The organism is Stenotrophomonas forensis, assembly GCF_028752115.1.
GTDB lineage: Bacteria > Pseudomonadota > Gammaproteobacteria > Xanthomonadales > Xanthomonadaceae > Stenotrophomonas > Stenotrophomonas forensis.
Window position 1 is genome coordinate 3,401,769 of sequence record NZ_CP082270.1, and the last position, 16,417, is coordinate 3,418,185.

The following is a 16,417-nucleotide window of genomic DNA, read 5'->3' on the forward strand; positions in this document are numbered from 1 at the left end:
CCGAACCGCATGAACCGTCCGCTGCGCATCCTGCACACCGAAGCCGCCAAAGGCATGGGTGGGCAGGAGATCTACATCTTCCGCCACATGCAGGTGATGCGGGCGCGCGGCCATGACGTATCGCTGTTGTGCCAGCCCGATGCTCGCCTGGCCACCCTGGCACGCGATGATGGTTTCACCGTGCACACCCTGCGCATGGGCGGCCTGGCCCGGCTGCTGCGCGGCATCTGGTCGGTGTCGCGGCTGGTGCGCCGCGAACGTTACGACGTGGTCAACACGACCAGCCGCCGCGATGCGCTGATTGCCGCCGCCGGTGCACGACTGGGAGGAACTCCACTGGTGGTGCGCTCGCGCCACCTGATGAGCCCGGTCAATTCACTGCTGACCTATACCCGGCTCCCGCACCGGGTGCTGACCGTGAGCAGCTTCGTCAAGCAGCTGCTGGCCGACCGCGGCATTCCAGCCGAGCACATCGGCATCGTGCCGCCGATCGCGGTGCCGCCGCGCTGGAGCGACATCCACCTGGACAACCCGTGGCAGCGACTGCAGGAAGTCCGCGCCGAAGTCCGCGCCGAACTGGGCTTCGGCGAACAGGACGTGGTGGTGGGGTGCGTGGCGGTGCTCCGCGAGGCCAAGGGCCATGCCGATCTGCTGCAGGCGATGGTGCCGCTGTGCAAGACCAACCCCCACCTGCACCTGGTGGTGGTGGGCGACGGCCAGGTGGTGATGGATCGACTGCAGGCGATGCGCGACGCGCATGGGCTGCAGGCGCAGGTGCATCTGCTCGGCTACCGCGATGGTGCCTGCCGGCTGATGGCCGGTTTCGACATCTTCGCGCTGGCCTCGCACAAGGAGGCCGCCGGTACCGTGTTCTTGGAAGCGGCCTATGTCGGCGTGCCGATCGTGGCCACCCGCGTCGGTGGCGTACCGGAGATGGTGGTCGACGGCAGCAATGCGATCCTCACCCGGCTGGGCGACAATGCAGCCCTGACCGGCGCCCTGCGCCTGCTGGTGGACGATCCGGAACGGCGACGGCAGATGGGCCGCGCCGGCTGGGACTGGATGCACGGCGCACACCGTTTCACCCCGGCTGGCCATGGCGAGGCCACCGAACACTATTACCACCAGTGGCTGAAGGAGCTGGGACATGGCTGACGCGCGAACTGTTCCGGTGCTGATGCACCACCACGTGAGTCCATCGCCGGGCATGATCACCGTGTCACCGGAGAATTTCGAAAGCCAGATCGCCTGGCTCGCCGGCAACGGCTGGACCTCGCTGACGCTGGACCAGTACGCCGGTTTTCTGGCCGGCAGGCCGGTGCCACGCAAGTCGATCGTGATCACCTTCGACGATGGCTACCTGGACAACTGGGTCTACGCACACCCGATCCTGCAGAAGTACGGCATGCACGCCGTGGTGTTCGTGGTCACCGGCTGGATGGGTGAAGGCCCGGAGCGGCCGCACGCCGGCATCGCCGGAGTGTCGCTGCCCGCCACCCCGGACCACCGCGGCTGCGAAGCGGCGATCTACGAACAGAACCGCAGCGATGATGTGATGATGCGCTGGAGCGAAGCACGTGCGGCCATCGCCGCCGGCACCTTCGAAGTGCACTGCCACACCCACACCCACACCCGTTGGCTGCGCCGCGACGACCTGGACCGTGCACAGCGCCGCGCCGGCCTGAGCCGCGACCTGGCGATCTCGCGCGACGTGCTGCAGGAAAAGCTTGGCGAAGTGTCCGACACGCTGTGCTGGCCGTATGGCGACTTCGACCAGGACCACATTGAAGTGGCACGCGAGCAGGGTTTCCGCTACCTGCACACCACCCACCCGTTCGGCCGCAACGTGGTGGGCGGCGATCCGGAACGCATCTACCGGTTTGCGATCCGCAACCGCCCGGCCAGCTGGCTGCGCAAGCGCATCGCGCAGAGCTACAACCCGCTGATCGCACCGCTGTTCAATGGCTTCAAGGCGCGCCAGAAGAAGATGGTGCCGGGGCCCTGAGCGCAAGGGCCTCCCCCGCCCGCTGCGGCGCGGGAGGCCCATGTCGGTCTCAGAAGAAGCGCCCGTACACGGCTTGCACGATCTCGCCGTTGCCGGTGTTGATCAGCAGCGCATCCGGCCCATAGCGCACCCATTCGTAGCCCATCGGCGGCATGTCCAGGCCGAACAGCCAGAAGTCGTTGAGGATGTAGTCGCCGATCCAGTACGGGCGCGGCAGGAACTGGCCGTAGTGCCAGCGCTGGTACGCATAGCCCACCGGCGGATGGTAGGGCCCGATGCGGAACGCATGGTCGGCGCGGAAGTTGTGCCGGTACTCCTCGCGGAATGCCGGCCGTGCATTACCCAGCTCGCGCGGGCGCTCCATCCTTGGGTAGCCCCACGGCGCGCGCATCGGCTCCTCGCGCGGAGCGGACATATGCGGCCCACCTTCGGGACGACGTTCGGCGCTGGCAATGGAGACGCCACCCAGCAACGGCAGCACCAGCAGCGCACCTGCCAGCAGGCAGCGGCTGCAGCGCAATGAAGTGTTCATGGTCATGGTCCTTGCAACAACAGTGAAAGGATGGAGCACGAACGGCTCCGACCGGGTCCCGGCCTGCGTAGCGCCTGCATGCATGCAGGCAAGAGATCCTGATCCCGGGAATACGCCGCGTATCGTTCACGCGATGTCACAAAGCGCACAGCCGCAGCTGAACGTGGTCGCCGGTCGTGATCGGTTCAGTCACCCTCGCTGGAAAACAACATGGCCGCAAAAGCGGCCATGTCGTGGCATCACGTTGTACGGTCGCCGGCTTCAGGCAGCGGCTTCACGGACCGCCGCGGACAGGCGGTCCAGCGTTTCCTGCATCAGTGCTGCGTCATCGGCTTCCACCGTGACCCGCACCACCGGCTCGGTACCGGACGGGCGCAGGAACGCACGGCCACGACCAGCCACCGACTGCTGCGCGACGGCCAGCGCGGCCTGCACGCGGTCGGCCTGCACCGTGGCCTTGGCCGAGACATTGCCCAGCCGCACGTTGACCGTCTTCTGCGGTACCCGCACCAGCCCCTTCAGCGCCTGGCGCAGGGTCTGCCCGCTGCTGCGCAGCGCCACCAGTACCTGCAGGGCGCTGATGATGCCATCGCCAGTGGTTGCCCGGTCCAGGCACAGCAGGTGGCCGGAGGCTTCACCACCCAGCACGCCACCGCCCTCGATCAGCGCCTGGTGCACGTAACGGTCACCGACGTTGCTGCGCACGAACGGAATCTGCAGGTCGGCGAAGGCCTTCTCCACGCCGTAGTTGCTCATCAGCGTGCCGACCACCGGGCCATGCAGGCGACCTTCGGCCTTCCACGCGCGCGCCAGGATGTACAGCAGGTCATCGCCGTCAACCGGATTGCCCTGGTCGTCGGCCATCAGCACGCGGTCACCGTCACCATCGAAGGCGATGCCGAGATCGGCGCGGGTCTCGCGGACCTTGGCCGCCAGGTTGTCGATATGGGTGGAGCCGACCCCTGCGTTGATGTTGATGCCGTTGGGTTCGGCGCCGATGCCGATCACCTCGGCGCCCAGCTCACGGAACAACAGCGGTGCGATCTGGTAGGTGGCGCCGTGCGCGCAATCCAGCACCAGGCGCAGGCCGCGCAGGTCGAAGGCGCGCGGCACGCTGGCCTTGCAGAATTCGATGTAGCGGCCGACCGCCTCGCGTGCGCGCGACGCCTTGCCCAGCTTTTCCGATTCGGCAGTGGCGAACGGAACATCCAGTGCCGCTTCCAGCGCCAGCTCGGTGGCGTCGTCGAGCTTCTCGCCCTGGGCGGAGAAGAACTTGATGCCGTTGTCGTAGTGCGGATTGTGCGAAGCACTGATGACGATGCCGGCGTCCACGCCCAGGGTACGCGTCAGGAACGCGACCGCCGGAGTCGGCATCGGGCCGAGCAGCTGCACGTCGGCGCCGGCGGCGACCAGCCCGGCTTCCAGTGCCGCTTCGAACATGTAGCCGGAAATGCGGGTGTCCTTGCCGATCAGCACGATCGGCCGGCGCCCGTCCTGGCCGCGCTGGGCGACCAGCACGCGCCCCAGGGCATTGCCCAGGCGCAGCACGAAGTCCGCCGAGATCACGCCCTGGCCGACCCGCCCACGGATGCCGTCAGTACCGAAGTACTTGCGGCCTCCCATCAAGCCACCTCCGGCGCCGGCTGGCGGCCCAGCATCGCCAGCAGGTCGGACAGGCGGTCGCGCATTTCGCGGCGGTCGCAGATCTGGTCGATGGCACCATGCTCCAGCAGGAACTCCGAACGCTGGAAACCCTCCGGAAGCTTCTCACGCACGGTCTGCTCGATCACGCGCGGGCCGGCAAAGCCGATCAGTGCCTGCGGCTCGGCGATGTTGATGTCGCCCAGCATCGCGAACGACGCCGACACGCCACCGGTGGTTGGATGGGTCAGTACCGAGATGTAGGGAAGACCGGCTTCACGCAGCTTGCCCAGCGCGGCCGAGGTCTTGGCCATCTGCATCAGGGAGAACAGGCCTTCCTGCATGCGTGCGCCGCCGCTCTGCGAGAAGCACACATAAGGGGCGCCGATCTCGACTGCGGTTTCGGCAGCCAGCGCGAAGCGCTCACCGACCACCGAGCCCATCGAGCCGCCCATGAAGGCGAAGTCGAACGACGAAGCCACCAGCGCTCGCCCCTTGAGCAGGCCGCGCATGGCGATCAGCGCGTCGTACTCGCCGGTGTTCTTCTGCGCGATCTTGATGCGCTCGCTGTATTTCTTCTGGTCCTTGAACTTGAGCAGGTCGGTCGGCCCCAGGCGCGCACCGATCTCGGTGGTGCTGTCGGCGTCGAACAGCGCCGCCAGCCGCGCGCGCGCGCGGATCGCCATGTGATGGCCGCACTTCGGGCAGACCTCCAGGTTCTCTTCCAGCTCAGGACGGTACAACGCGCTGCCGCAGTTGCTGCACTTTTCCCACAGGCCCTCGGGGACGCTGCGCTTCTTGCTGGGGGTGTTGTCGGTGCGGATGCCGGACGGCATCAACTTGCTGAGCCAACTCATGCGGGAGGACACTTCCGTTCAGGGCGGCCCGGGGGCCGCAAAGGCGGACAGTCTAGCTCCGCTGCCCCCGCCCGTGCACCCCTTGCGGTGCCCGGGCCAGCTGGAAAAAACCATGCTGGGACGTACGTTTAGGTCCGGGTCGTGCCGGCCGCCGGCCGCCAGCCCCTGCACGCAGGCGGGCGCGGAGGATGCCGGCCCGTGGCCGGCACGACCGTCACGCGTCCAGCGCCTGCCGCAACGGTGCGAGGAAGGCTGCGGCGCGCTGCGCGGCGTCTTCCGCCGAGCCCGCCTCTGCCAGCACCGCCACCAGTGCGCTGCCTACCACCACGCCGTCGGCCTGCCGCGCCATTGCCGCGGCACTGGCCGCGTCCTTGATGCCGAAGCCCGCCACGACCGGCACCGAGGCACGCTTGCGCAGTGCCTGCAGGCGGGCGCTGGCAACATCGCTGTCCAGCCGCTCGGACGCACCGGTGACACCGGCAAAGCTGACGTAGTACAGGTAGCCACGCGCCAGGGCCATCAGCTTGTCGGCACGCGCTTCACTGGTGGTCGGCGACGCCAGCAGGACCAACGCCAGGCCAGCGGCCTCGAACGCCTGCTGTGCATCACCGGCTTCTTCAGGCGGCAGATCGACCAGCAGCACGCCGTCCACGCCGGCCTTCACTGCGGCGTCGGCGAACGCTGCGTAGCCATGGATCTCGACCGGATTCAGGTAGCCCATCAGCACCACCGGGGTCTGCGCATCACGCTCCCGGAACTGCGCCACGGCCTGCAGCACGTAACGGCTGCCGGCACCGCGCGCCAGCGCGCGCTCGGAGCTGCGCTGGATGGTGGGTCCGTCCGCCATCGGATCGGAGAACGGAACGCCCAGTTCGATCACATCGGCGCCGGCCTCGACCAGTGCGTGCATGACCGGCACGGTAGCCTCCAGCGAGGGATCGCCGGCAGTGATGAAGGGGATCAACGCCTTGCGCTGCTGCTCGCGCAGGCGCTGGAAACAGGCATCAAGTCGGGATACGGGCATGTCAGGTACATCCTTCGATCAGGTCAACGGCGCCGCTGGCGCCCCAGTACATTCGGGATACGGTGCCGTCGACGATCTCCACGCGGATCGCCAGGTCGGAACCGGGGTCCTGCCAGAGCAGGGTCTCGCCGGCCTCCACATCCTTGCCATAAGGCTGGGCGGAGACGCCCTTGGGCAGCAGCTGCAGGGCCTGCGCGCGCGGCATGTCCAGGTGCAGGCCGAACGGCCCCGGCTGGACCACCACCTGGCCCGAATCGTCGATGGGGGCCAGGTCGAAACGCACCACGTCACCGTCCTGCACCATCATCGCCACGCCTTCAGGCAGCGTGCCGCGCTCGTAATACTCGCAGCGCCCGGAGGTCGCCTCGCTCAGCCCGGCCGAGTGCCACTGCCCCTCGCTCTGCAGTTCACTGAAAGGTTGGCCGATCAGCACCTCGCCGGCATGGTCCAGTGCCACCGAAACCACCGCCGGAGCACTGTCGTCATCGGCAGCATCGTCTGCGCCTGGCAACGGTGCGTCTTCGATCGGACGATGTGCTGCAGCATCGTCGTTGCTGGCAACCTGGCGTGCCGGGGCGATCGCCGCCGGGGACGCCGGCGCCGGCGCCAGCACCGGCGGATCGGGCGGCGCGCAACCCCCCAGGCCGACCGCCAGCACCCACGCCCCACCATGGCGCAGCATGCAATTCACAGCACCAGGCCTTCGCGCGCGGCGATGGTATGCACGTCCTTGTCGCCGCGGCCGGACAGGTTGCACAGCACGATCTGGTCGCGCGGACGCTCGCGCGCCAGCTTGATCGCCTGCGCCAGCGCGTGGCTGGATTCCAGTGCGGGCAGGATGCCCTCGGTGTGCGCCAGCAGATGGAACGCCTGCAGGGCCTCTTCATCGGTGATGCCGAGGTAGCGCGCGCGGCCGGTATCGGCCAGGAACGCATGCTCCGGGCCGACGCCCGGATAATCCAGGCCAGCCGACACCGAATGGGTCTCGATGATCTGGCCGTCGTCGTCGCACAGCACGTAGGTGCGGTTGCCATGCAGCACGCCCGGGCGACCGGCGGCGATCGACGCGGCATGGCGACCGGTGCTGATGCCATCACCTGCCGCTTCGGCGCCGACGATCTCGACCTGGCGGTCGTTGAGGAAGGCATGGAACAGGCCGATGGCGTTGCTGCCGCCGCCGACGCAGGCGGTGATCGCATCGGGCAGGCGGCCGTACTCGGCCAGCATCTGTTCGCGTGCCTCGCGCCCGACGATGGCGTTGAAATCGCGCACCATGCGCGGGTACGGGTCCGGACCGGCGACGGTGCCGATGATGTAGAAGGTGTCCTGCACGTTGGTCACCCAGTCGCGCATCGCTTCGTTGAGCGCATCCTTCAGGGTGGCCGAGCCGGAGGTGACCGGCACCACCGTCGCGCCGAGCAGCTTCATGCGGTAGACGTTGATCTTCTGCCGCTCGATGTCGGTGGCGCCCATGTACACCACGCATTCCAGGCCCAGGCGCGCGGCGACGGTAGCGCTGGCCACGCCATGCTGGCCGGCGCCGGTCTCGGCGATGATGCGCTTCTTGCCCATCCGCGCGGCCAGCAGGGCCTGGCCGATGGTGTTGTTGATCTTGTGCGCGCCGGTGTGGTTCAGGTCCTCGCGCTTGAGCAGGATCTGCGCGCCACCGACATGGTCGCTCAGGCGCTGGGCGTGGTAGATCGGGCTCGGCCGGCCCACGTAATGGGCCAGGTCGCGGTCGTAGGCAGCCTGGAATGCCGGGTCCTGGCGGGCCTTGTCATAGGCCTGGGCCAGTTCCTGCAGCGGGCCGACCAGGGTTTCGGCGACGAAACTGCCGCCGTAGCGGCCGAAGTGGCCCTGGGCATCCGGGAAGGCGTGATAGTCGGCGATGGGGGAGGCAGACATGGAGACGACCGGTGGTTCAAGACAGGTGGATACTCTAGCGCACGGGTCGTGACCGGAAAATGGATATTATCTGGCGTATCTTGTCAGGAAATCTCACATGGGCAGCTCATCGCTTCCGCCGCTCAATGCGCTGCGCGCGTTCGAGGCCACCGCCCGCCTGGGCGGGGTCGGCCGCGCCGCACAGGACCTGCATGTCACCCACGGTGCGGTCAGCCGGCAGCTGAAGCTGCTGGAGGATCATCTGGGCATGGCCTTGTTCCAGCGTGCCGGTCGCGGCCTGCGCCTGACCGCCGCAGGCAGCCGCCTGCAGGTGGCATGCAGCGAGGCGTTCATCGGCATTGAAGACTGCGTGCGTGAACTGCGGCGGCCGACGGCATCCCCGGCACTGGTGCTGGGCTGTAGTGGCAGCGTACTGGCGCGCTGGATGATCCCGCGACTGCCCGCGCTGCAGGCCGCCCTGCCCGGCGTGCGCCTGCAGTGGTCGGCACTGGACGGCAGCTTCACCGAGGCGCAGGCAGCGCTGGATGCGGTCCTGCTGCTGGCGCAGGGGCCGTGGCCGCGCGGCTGGCAGGTGCGCGAACTGGCGCCGGAACGGGTCGGCGTGGTGGTGGCCCCCTCCCACCCGGCGGCGCAACGCCTGCGGCATGTCCCGCCCTCGGCACTGCTGCAGGAAACCTTGCTGCACACCAGCTCACGACCGCAGGCGTGGCCGGCCTGGGCGCGGGCGCATGATCTGGACACCTCGAAGCTCCCGTTGGGCACCGCCTTCGAGCATCTGTATTACCTGCTGGAGGCAGCGGTAGCCGGGCTGGGCCCGGCAATCGCGCCCGAGCCGCTGGTGGCCGAAGACCTGGCCGCCGGGCGCCTGATCGCGCCCTGGGGATTCTCGGCGACAGGCGGGTTCTGGGTGCTGGCGCGGCCGGACGGCCCGGCCGACCCGCGCGTGGATGCACTGGCCGAGTGGGCGATGGCGCAACTGTAGCGTCGAGCTTGCTCGACTGGCATCGATCTCCTCAGTCGAGCAAGCTCGACTCTACGACTACCTCAGTCGAGCAAGCTCGACTCTACGCCTACCTCGGTCGAGCAAGCTCGACGCTACGACTCCCTCAGTGCCGTGGGTGCGGCCAGCCGCTGCTGCAGGTCGTCGCGCAGGCGCGACAGTTCGACTTCGGCCTGCTGGCGCTGCTGCATGCCTTCGCGATGGATGCTGCGCACTTCCTCCACGGTGGCGATCAGCTGTTCGTGCACATGGCGCAGCGTGGCCACGTCGATCACGCCGCGCTGGTTGCTGCGTGCGGTATCCACCGACGCCTGGCGCAGCAGATCGGCATTGCGGCGCATCAGCTCGTTGGTGGCATCGTCGATGGCGGTGGACAGCTCGACCGCGGCCTTCTGCTCGCCCAGCGAAAGCTGGATGGCGAACTGGCGCTTCCACGACGGGATGGTGATCTCGCGCACCGTGTTGAATTTTTCGATCAGCTGCAGCGCGTTGGCCTGGATCAGGCGGATCATCGGCAGCGACTGGTCGGCCGCGTGCTGCATCAGCTGCAGGTCGGACACGCGCTTTTCGATCAGGCGGATCGCATTGTCGACCTCGCTCTGGCGGATGCGCTGCTGCGGGTCGTCGCTGCCCTGCCCTGCCAGCTGCTCGGCCTGCAGTTCGGCCAGGCGCTGCTTGCCGGCGGCTGCGTACAGGCCCAGCGCGTGGCGCTCCTCGCGCACGATCTCGTGCATGCGGTCGAACTCGCCCACGCGCTTGCCCATCAGCGCCTGCTGCACGCCCACGTCGCCCAGCAGCTGCTCGATCTGTGCGTTGGTATCGCTGAACTTCTGCACCAGTTCGCCCTTGGACACGCGCAGGCGATCGATCAGACCGCCGATCACCGGCACCTTCGAACGCTGGGCGAAACCGTCCAGTTTCAGGCTGCGCGCGATGCGCACCACTTCGCCCAGCTTGTCGCCGCTGGCATCGAGGTCGCGGTTGCGCACCTGGTCCAGCAGCTGGCTGGAAAACGCTGCCGTGCGCGTCGCGGCCTCGCGGCCGAACACCTGCAGGTTGCCCGGGCGCAGGTCGTCCAGTTCCATGCGGATCTCGGCGATGCGCGGCAGGTCCTCGCGGACCAGGCCCAACGCCTGCAGCGCGCCTTCGTCGAGTGCGGAAGGGGTGGCCGGGGTGGGCACGAGGGTGCCGGGGTGCTGGCTGTCCTGGGTCATCGGGCAGTCTCCTTGCAGGTGGGTTGGCGGCAGCGGCGGCCGGCTCAGCGCAGTCTAGCCTGAGCCGCCGCGACCTCGTCGTCGATCTGTGCGTGCAGCGTGGCCGCCTGGCCGGCACGGACCGCGCCGGTGGCGGCCTGCGCGGCCAGTGCGGCCTGCCGCCACGCTGGCAGCAGGACATCGTGGATGCGGGCGAAGCGCTGCAGCAGCACCTCGTCCTGTTGCTGCAGCAGCTGCCACTGCCCGGCTTCGATGCGGCGCAGCGCCGCCAGCCGCTGCAGGTGGTCGATGCGCGCCGCCAGTGCTTCCTGGCCGGCGCCCTGCATCGCTGGCACGTCCGCGGCGGCCGCGTCCGCCCAGGCCTGCAGTGCTTCGGCGGCCTGGCCGGTCGCGCTGATCGCGGTGGCACGCACGGCCATGTGCTGCTGCAGCTGCTGGGCCTGCTCGCGTGCCTGCAGGGCGAGGACCCCCAGCCGCGACTGCAGGCCGCGGCCTGCGGCCTCACGCTCGACATCGCGGCCAAGCAGGCGGCCCCACCAGCTTTCCTGCCGGCGCAGGCGTGCCGGGTCGGCAGCCTGCAGCGCCAGCGCGATGCGTGCCAGCGCCTCGACCAGCCCATCGCCGGCGGTCGCCGGCAACGCGACGTCGCGCGCGGCCAACGCCTGCAGCAGCGGCGCGCCGTAGTCGGCCAGGCGTGCAACATCCGCCGTGTCCGGCCGTTGCGGCGTCGGCAGGGGCGCCGCGTCGGTCATGGCAACGGCGGCCGCATCGGCGCGCTTCCCGACGGGGCGTCGTCAGTGGCTTCCGGCGGCAGCGACTCGCCGTAGAAGTGGCGCATCAGCGCCTCATCCAGTGCGCGCTCCTCCGGCGTGCTGGCCCGCCGCACGCGCGGACGACGCGCGGTGGTGGTGCTGGCACCGGCCGCGCCTTCGACCTGCTGCCGCGCCCACCCGGCGAACGCCGCCAGGGTCTGCGATACCTGTTCCTGCTGTGCCTGCGAGGCCACCAGCAGTTGGACCAGCGGAGCGAGCCCGGCCTGCAGGTCCTCGGCCAGCGGCGTGGCCGGGGGGCTGGGCGCGGCAATCACCACCGGCTCGGCAGGCTGCACGGCGGCCGGTGCTTCTGGGCGTGCTTCGGCCAAGCGCTGCAGCGCTTCCAGCAAGGCCGGCCACGGTGCCGGATCAGCCTCCACCAGCGGCGCAGCCGGTGGCGGCAGCTGCAGTGCACTGGCGATGTCGGCCAGCTGCGCGACCACGCGCCCACCGACATCGCTGTCGTCGGCACCCATGGCCTTGTTGCGCAGGAAATCGCGCTTGATCTGCGTCCAGCGCTGCACCTGCGCCTCGTCCAGCACGCCGCGCAGCTCGCCCAGCTTCAGCAGGTTTTCCTCGGCGCCGGTGGTCAGCAGCTGCGCCTCGCCCAGGTAATGGTCGGAGATCAGCTGCTGCAGCTCGTCCTCGTTCATCACCGGCGAGATCTTCTCGGCCAGCTTGTTCATGTTGCGGTAGCTGCCCTGCAGGCGGAACGGCGGCTCGGTGCGGTAGCGGTCATCCTGCGCAGCGCTGGCGATGTACTGCTGGTTGACCCGGTAGACCACGTCGCGCACGCGCAGCATGCGCTGCAGGGTGGCGGTGATCTCGTTGATCTCGGCACCGCTGTAGGCATGGCTGAGCCCGTTGGTCGACACGTCCTTGCCCATCGCACGATCGACCAGCAGGTACAGGTCGGCCATGTCACGGGTCGCCAGCGGTGCCAGCACCGGGTTGGAGGTCAGGCTGTTCTCGATGTAGCTGAGGGTGAACGCCGCTTCCATGCCGCCCAGCACGTCGCCGAGGTTGTAGATGTCAGCGCGGTTGGCCAGCATGTCCGGAATCTTGAACACCTCGCCCGACTCGGTATACGGGTTGCCGGCCATCACCACGCAGAACTTCTTGCCGCGCATGTCGTAGGTGCGCGTGCGGCCGCGCCACACGCCTTCGATGCGGCGGGTGCCATCGCACAGCGAAATGAACTTCTGCAGGAACTCGGGATGGGTGTGCTGGATGTCATCCACATACAGCATGGTGTTGTTGCCCATCTCCAAGGCCAGATTGAGCTTTTCCAGCTCCTGCCGCGAGGTGGCGTCGGGCGCCTGCTCCGGATCCAGCGAACGCACGTCGTGGCCCAGTGCCGGGCCGTTGATCTTCATGAAGACCAGGCCCAGCCGGTGCGCCACGTATTCCATCAGCGTGGTCTTACCGTAGCCCGGCGGCGAGATCATCATCAGCAGGCCCATCAGGTCGCTGCGCTTGTTCTCGCCCACCGTGCCCATCTGCTTGGCGAGGTTGTCGCCGATCACGCCGAGGTAAACGTCGTTGATGAGCTTGTTGCGCACGAAAGAGGACAGCGGCCGCGCCTTGAACTCGGACAGGCGCAGGGCCTGCCGCTCACGGCCGATGATGCCCTGGCGTACCGCCTGGTAGGCGTGGAATGCCGGCACGAACTGCTGCAGGTGGGCGTGCAGGCGGGCCAGGAAATCATCCAGCGACAGCGCCAGGGTGCCCTGCACGATGCGCGGATGCTCGCCGAGCAGGCCGTTCACTTCCACCCGCAGCGTGGCATCGCTGGCGCGCGTGCGCAGCTGCCGCTGCACCAGCAGCAGTGCGGCAGCCTCATCGGTGTAACCGGCATGGGCAGCCTGCGCCGGCAGCCGGCCCAGCGCGCGCAGCCACTGCCCGGCCAACGCCCAGCGCAGCGGCAGCGGATCCTGTCCACGCTGCAGCGCGCGTTCCAGTGCCTCACGCTGTCCTGCCTGCTCCAGCTGCTGCTGCAATGTCTCCAGCAATGCCAGCGCATGGCGGCTGCTGGCGAATACCGGATCGCCCGCGCTCAGTTCGTCACCGAGGTAGGCAGCGGCACCTTCGATCGCGGCGGCGTCGAACGGCAGGGCCTGCGCCTGCACGAACGCATCCAGCGCAGCGGCCATCTCCGCGCGCAGCGCCTGGCGCCCTTCGTCGGAACCAAAGAGGCGGGCGATGGCATCGGCACCGGCCTGGCGCGCCGGCCACTGCGCCACGGCCTCGTTGCGCTGCTCGGCGGCCCAGAACAGCATGGCCAGTGCGCGGACACGCGGTGCATGGCGCAGGCTGCCGGCGGCCTGCTGCAGCGGCAGCAGGGCGTGCAGGATCAGCGCCGCATCGTGGTCATGGATGCCGCGCTCATACCCCTCGCGGTAGCGCGGCGCGGCGAACGCACGCACGCGCTGGTCCAGCGCCTCGGGGCTGGCGAGATCGTGCTGCAGCTGGGCCATGTCCAGGCCATCGCGGCCGTCCTGCGCGGCCAGCAGCAGGCTGCCGGCCAGGTACTCGCCGCGGTAGATCGCATCGGATTCCGAATCCAGGGTCACCGGCCAGAACGGCTTGAGCGCCTCCAGCTCGGGGTCGTGCAGGGTTTCCAGGAAATCGGTGCCGGTGAGGTGGATGGCCAGCGTGTCGCCGCGCGGCAGCAGGGTCAGGTCCAGCGCCTGGGTGTTCACGCTGAAACGGTGGCGCGGGCCGAGCCGGACGACGTTGCCGCCGGCTTCGTACAGGTCGCTGCGGTCGCGCAGCTGGCGCACGGCCTGGTCGCGCACGCCCTTCAGGCGCGCCTCGATGTCATCGGCCTTGACGTTGTCGCGCAGCGCATGCAGCCGCTCGGCCAGTTCGCGCAGCTTGAGGATCAGCGGGTCGCCGGCGAAGAACGCGTTGAGCTCGTCGGCGGTGGCGAAGCGCTCGGTGCGCTTGGCCAGGCCATCGAGGATGCGGTTGGCCGCGTCGAGCACCGAGCGCGCCTTGCGCTGGCGGTCGTCCAGCAACGCCTGCTTGTGCGTCTCGAAGGCTTCGACCAGTTCCTCGCGCTTGCTGAGGATGTCGCCGAGGAACTGCTCGTGCTCGCCAAACTGACTTTCCAGTTCCTCCAGCTGCACCAGCAGGCGCGACAGCTGTTCGTCGGCCTTTTCCGGATCGTTGGCCATCGCCAGCGCACTGGTGATGGACTGCGAGAACAACGCGAACTGTGCAGCGAACTGGGCCACGGCCTCGGCCGAGCCGAGCGTGCGGCGGCGCTGTTCGGCACGCGTGCGCGCCTGGTTCAGCCGCCCGTACAGCGCGGAAATCGATTCGACCACGCGGGTGCGCGCGGTGGCATCGTCCACCTTCAGGCCGGCCATCAGTTCGGACAGCATGTCCAGGTCGGCGGCCATGCCACGCATGCCGTCCAGCTGCTCATCCAGCTGGCGCGCACTGCTGGCCTGCTGGGCCGCTTCATCCAGTGCCTGCAGGCGGCTGCCCAGCGGTGCCAGTGCCGCATCGCCGGCCAGGAACTCGCCGGTGGCGGCGCCCACGCGATCCTGCGCCTGCACCAGTTCGGCGGTCATCGCCTCGATGCGCGCGGTGTCGATGTAGCGCAGCTCGCGGATGGTCAGCAGCCGCCCGCGCAGCGCGGTGATCTCGTTCAGGGCCTCGACGAAGGCCTGCACCTCGTTCCAGTTCTGCGGCTGCAGGCGGCCCAGCAGCGCCTTGTAGTTCGCTTCCGCCTCGACCATCGCCTGCGCCGACTGCTCGCGGATGGACTGGACCTTCTCGTACTCGTCCAGCACCGACTCGCCGGTGGCGCTGATCTGCCGCAGCAGCGCTTCGGCGCCGTCGCAGGCCTCGTCCCCCAGCCAGTGGTGGGTATCGAACAGGCGGCGGGTATCGGCCACCAGGCGCTGGTAGCGCTGCACCGAGACATCCTGGCCGTCGATCTCGCGGGACAGGTTGAACAGGTTGGAGATGCCGCGCACCAGCTCGGCATTGCCGATGCGGCCCATGAAGGTGTTGCCGGGCGGCCGGCTGGCGGCGAACTCGTCGCTGCTGAACGGCGTCTGCCAGACCTGCATCGGATGGATGCGGGTGGGTTCGGCGCCTTCGGCATGGAACAGCACCATGCGCCCATCCTGCATGAAGGCATAGCCGTGGCCGAACACCGGGTTCTGCAGCACGCGCTGGATGGTGTTGTAGACGAACAGCGCCGAGCGCCCGCCTTCGCGCTCGTAGAAGATGTAGAGCACGTCCTCGCCGTTGGGCGAGCGGATGCTGCGCTTGAACTGCATGCCGGCCATCGAGGCATCGAAGGCCTTGTGCTCGCCGCCCTGCAGGTAGTAACCGCCGGGGAAGATCACGCCGTGGTCTTCGGGCAGCTGCACGCAGGCCTGGACGATGGCGTCGTTGCGCACGATTTCGCCGGTGAGCGTGTTGTAGATCAGCCCGCGCCAGACGGTCTCGCGGTACGGCAACACCTTCAGCAGCAGCAGCGAACCGACGCGCGCGAATTCGAACTGGGCGTCGTCCAGCGACTGCGTGCTGTCCTCCACCGGTTCGCTGTAGATGCCCTGCCCGGTTTCGGTGTTGTTCTCGACCTTGATGGTCAGGTCGCCACCGGTGGTTTCCACGAACAGGGTGTCGAGGATGTTCAGGTGCGAGTGGCGGCCGTTGACCGCGAGATCGCGGGTGGCCTTGGTCCATTCGAAGTCGAACGGCGGCGGCAGGGCGATATCGCGTTCGCCGCGCGCATCGAGGTAGGTCAGCTCACCTTCGCGCGACAGCGCCCAGCGGAACACGCGCACGTCGCTGCTGCGCTCGCCGATCTGGAACGAGGCCAGCAGCTTGTCGCCGACCACGATCAGCTGCAGCAGGCGCGCATGCTTGTAGTAGGCGTACAGCTCGTTGAAGTCGTGCACGAAGCCGGGCTGGTCGAGGAAGCTGCCCTTCAGCTCCAGCGCGGCCACATCGTAGCCGTCCTTGCCCTGCACCAGCCGGTACAGGCCGAACACATCCTCGATGCGGGTATGGGTCTTGAGCCCGATATAGACGTTGTAGCCGAACAGCAGGCGGTCAGGCCCGACCTGGACGATGTCACGGCCGACGCAGTTGTTCTCGCTGCGGATGCGGAAGCGACCGACCACCTCCAGCCGGCTGTCGCCGAACTCGGCCAGTCGCTGGCGGTTGAGGGCTTCGGCCAACGCCTGCAGGCGCTGGCCCTGTTCGCCAAGGCGGCGGCGCAGAACTTCGTAGGCACCGCCCTGGGCAACGGCCTGGTCGACGGTGTTGCCGCCGGCCTCCGGCGCTGTGGTTTCGGCGGACGGATGGGTTTCAGACATCAGCAGGCTTCCGGCTTACGGACGGCCGGCCGTGGTTGCGGCCGGCGCGGGCGGGCGGTGGCCGCAGCGGCCACCGCCCGGT

12 protein-coding genes are annotated in these 16,417 nt (G+C 68.6%); 3 read left to right on the top strand and 9 right to left on the bottom strand.

Annotated features, from left to right (window positions below):
- The first annotated feature begins 9 nt into the window (after positions 1 to 9).
- Together K5L94_RS15830 and K5L94_RS15835 are read left to right on the top strand one after the other, a co-directional pair.
- On the top strand, positions 10 to 1,155 hold the full coding sequence (locus K5L94_RS15830) for a glycosyltransferase family 4 protein (protein ID WP_164241476.1): 1,146 nt from the start codon (positions 10 to 12) through the stop codon (positions 1,153 to 1,155).
- Positions 1,148 to 2,005, top strand: a complete 858-nt coding sequence (locus tag K5L94_RS15835; RefSeq protein WP_274510846.1) for a polysaccharide deacetylase family protein — start codon at positions 1,148 to 1,150, stop codon at positions 2,003 to 2,005. The genes K5L94_RS15830 and K5L94_RS15835 overlap by 8 nt, the downstream gene beginning before the upstream one ends.
- A gap of 49 nt (positions 2,006 to 2,054) precedes the next feature.
- On the opposite strand, the gene K5L94_RS15840 is transcribed toward K5L94_RS15835, so the two are convergent.
- The 6 genes from K5L94_RS15840 to trpB form a co-directional block, all read right to left on the bottom strand.
- Positions 2,055 to 2,537: an RcnB family protein gene (locus K5L94_RS15840; protein WP_049456111.1), complete on the bottom strand. Its 483-nt coding sequence runs from the start codon at positions 2,535 to 2,537 to the stop codon at positions 2,055 to 2,057.
- Positions 2,538 to 2,798: 261 nt separating this feature from the next.
- Positions 2,799 to 4,160 carry a phosphoglucosamine mutase gene (gene glmM / locus K5L94_RS15845; RefSeq protein WP_164087263.1) on the bottom strand — a complete coding sequence of 454 codons (1,362 nt, stop codon included), beginning with the start codon at positions 4,158 to 4,160 and terminating at the stop codon, positions 2,799 to 2,801.
- Positions 4,160 to 5,035 (bottom strand): acetyl-CoA carboxylase, carboxyltransferase subunit beta, encoded by an 876-nt coding sequence (accD, locus tag K5L94_RS15850; RefSeq protein WP_005410473.1) that lies wholly within the window; start codon positions 5,033 to 5,035, stop codon positions 4,160 to 4,162. Before accD ends, glmM begins: the two co-directional genes overlap by 1 nt.
- A gap of 214 nt (positions 5,036 to 5,249) precedes the next feature.
- Positions 5,250 to 6,059 (bottom strand): tryptophan synthase subunit alpha, encoded by an 810-nt coding sequence (gene trpA / locus K5L94_RS15855; RefSeq protein ID WP_274510847.1) that lies wholly within the window; start codon positions 6,057 to 6,059, stop codon positions 5,250 to 5,252.
- A 1-nt stretch (position 6,060) separates the two neighbouring features.
- On the bottom strand, positions 6,061 to 6,750 hold the full coding sequence (locus K5L94_RS15860; RefSeq protein WP_053450391.1) for a hypothetical protein: 690 nt from the start codon (positions 6,748 to 6,750) through the stop codon (positions 6,061 to 6,063).
- Positions 6,747 to 7,964 (bottom strand): tryptophan synthase subunit beta, encoded by a 1,218-nt coding sequence (gene trpB / locus K5L94_RS15865; RefSeq protein ID WP_274510848.1) that lies wholly within the window; start codon positions 7,962 to 7,964, stop codon positions 6,747 to 6,749. Before trpB ends, K5L94_RS15860 begins: the two co-directional genes overlap by 4 nt.
- A gap of 97 nt (positions 7,965 to 8,061) precedes the next feature.
- Here trpB and K5L94_RS15870 point away from each other — a divergent pair, with 97 nt between their 5' ends.
- On the top strand, positions 8,062 to 8,946 hold the full coding sequence (locus tag K5L94_RS15870) for a LysR family transcriptional regulator (RefSeq protein ID WP_274510849.1): 885 nt from the start codon (positions 8,062 to 8,064) through the stop codon (positions 8,944 to 8,946).
- Positions 8,947 to 9,059: 113 nt separating this feature from the next.
- Here K5L94_RS15870 and K5L94_RS15875 read toward each other — a convergent pair whose 3' ends face one another.
- Genes K5L94_RS15875 through K5L94_RS15885 form a run of 3 tightly spaced genes read right to left on the bottom strand, consistent with a single transcriptional unit; the run spans position 9,060 to position 16,335 of the window.
- The gene (locus tag K5L94_RS15875; protein WP_053450393.1) at positions 9,060 to 10,178 is read right to left on the bottom strand and encodes a toxic anion resistance protein; all 1,119 of its coding nucleotides are present in this window, start codon (positions 10,176 to 10,178) and stop codon (positions 9,060 to 9,062) included.
- Between the two features lie 44 nt (positions 10,179 to 10,222).
- Positions 10,223 to 10,930, bottom strand: a complete 708-nt coding sequence (locus K5L94_RS15880; RefSeq protein WP_180878474.1) for a hypothetical protein — start codon at positions 10,928 to 10,930, stop codon at positions 10,223 to 10,225.
- Positions 10,927 to 16,335, bottom strand: a complete 5,409-nt coding sequence (locus tag K5L94_RS15885) for a DNA repair ATPase (protein WP_274510850.1) — start codon at positions 16,333 to 16,335, stop codon at positions 10,927 to 10,929. Before K5L94_RS15885 ends, K5L94_RS15880 begins: the two co-directional genes overlap by 4 nt.
- Positions 16,336 to 16,417: the final 82 nt, after the last annotated feature.

Excerpts from the sequence above, each read along its gene's own strand:
- trpB (WP_274510848.1), bottom strand. The coding sequence starts at position 7,964 with ATGTCTGCCTCCCCCATCGCCGACTATCACGCCTTCCCGGATGCCCAG.
- K5L94_RS15835 (WP_274510846.1), top strand. The coding sequence starts at position 1,148 with ATGGCTGACGCGCGAACTGTTCCGGTGCTGATGCACCACCACGTGAGT.
- K5L94_RS15870 (WP_274510849.1), top strand. The coding sequence starts at position 8,062 with ATGGGCAGCTCATCGCTTCCGCCGCTCAATGCGCTGCGCGCGTTCGAG.
- K5L94_RS15885 (WP_274510850.1), bottom strand. The coding sequence starts at position 16,335 with ATGTCTGAAACCCATCCGTCCGCCGAAACCACAGCGCCGGAGGCCGGC.
- K5L94_RS15875 (WP_053450393.1), bottom strand. The coding sequence starts at position 10,178 with ATGACCCAGGACAGCCAGCACCCCGGCACCCTCGTGCCCACCCCGGCC.
- glmM (WP_164087263.1), bottom strand. The coding sequence starts at position 4,160 with ATGGGAGGCCGCAAGTACTTCGGTACTGACGGCATCCGTGGGCGGGTC.
- trpA (WP_274510847.1), bottom strand. The coding sequence starts at position 6,059 with ATGCCCGTATCCCGACTTGATGCCTGTTTCCAGCGCCTGCGCGAGCAG.
- K5L94_RS15830 (WP_164241476.1), top strand. The coding sequence starts at position 10 with ATGAACCGTCCGCTGCGCATCCTGCACACCGAAGCCGCCAAAGGCATG.
- K5L94_RS15840 (WP_049456111.1), bottom strand. The coding sequence starts at position 2,537 with ATGAACACTTCATTGCGCTGCAGCCGCTGCCTGCTGGCAGGTGCGCTG.
- K5L94_RS15880 (WP_180878474.1), bottom strand. The coding sequence starts at position 10,930 with ATGACCGACGCGGCGCCCCTGCCGACGCCGCAACGGCCGGACACGGCG.
- accD (WP_005410473.1), bottom strand. The coding sequence starts at position 5,035 with ATGAGTTGGCTCAGCAAGTTGATGCCGTCCGGCATCCGCACCGACAAC.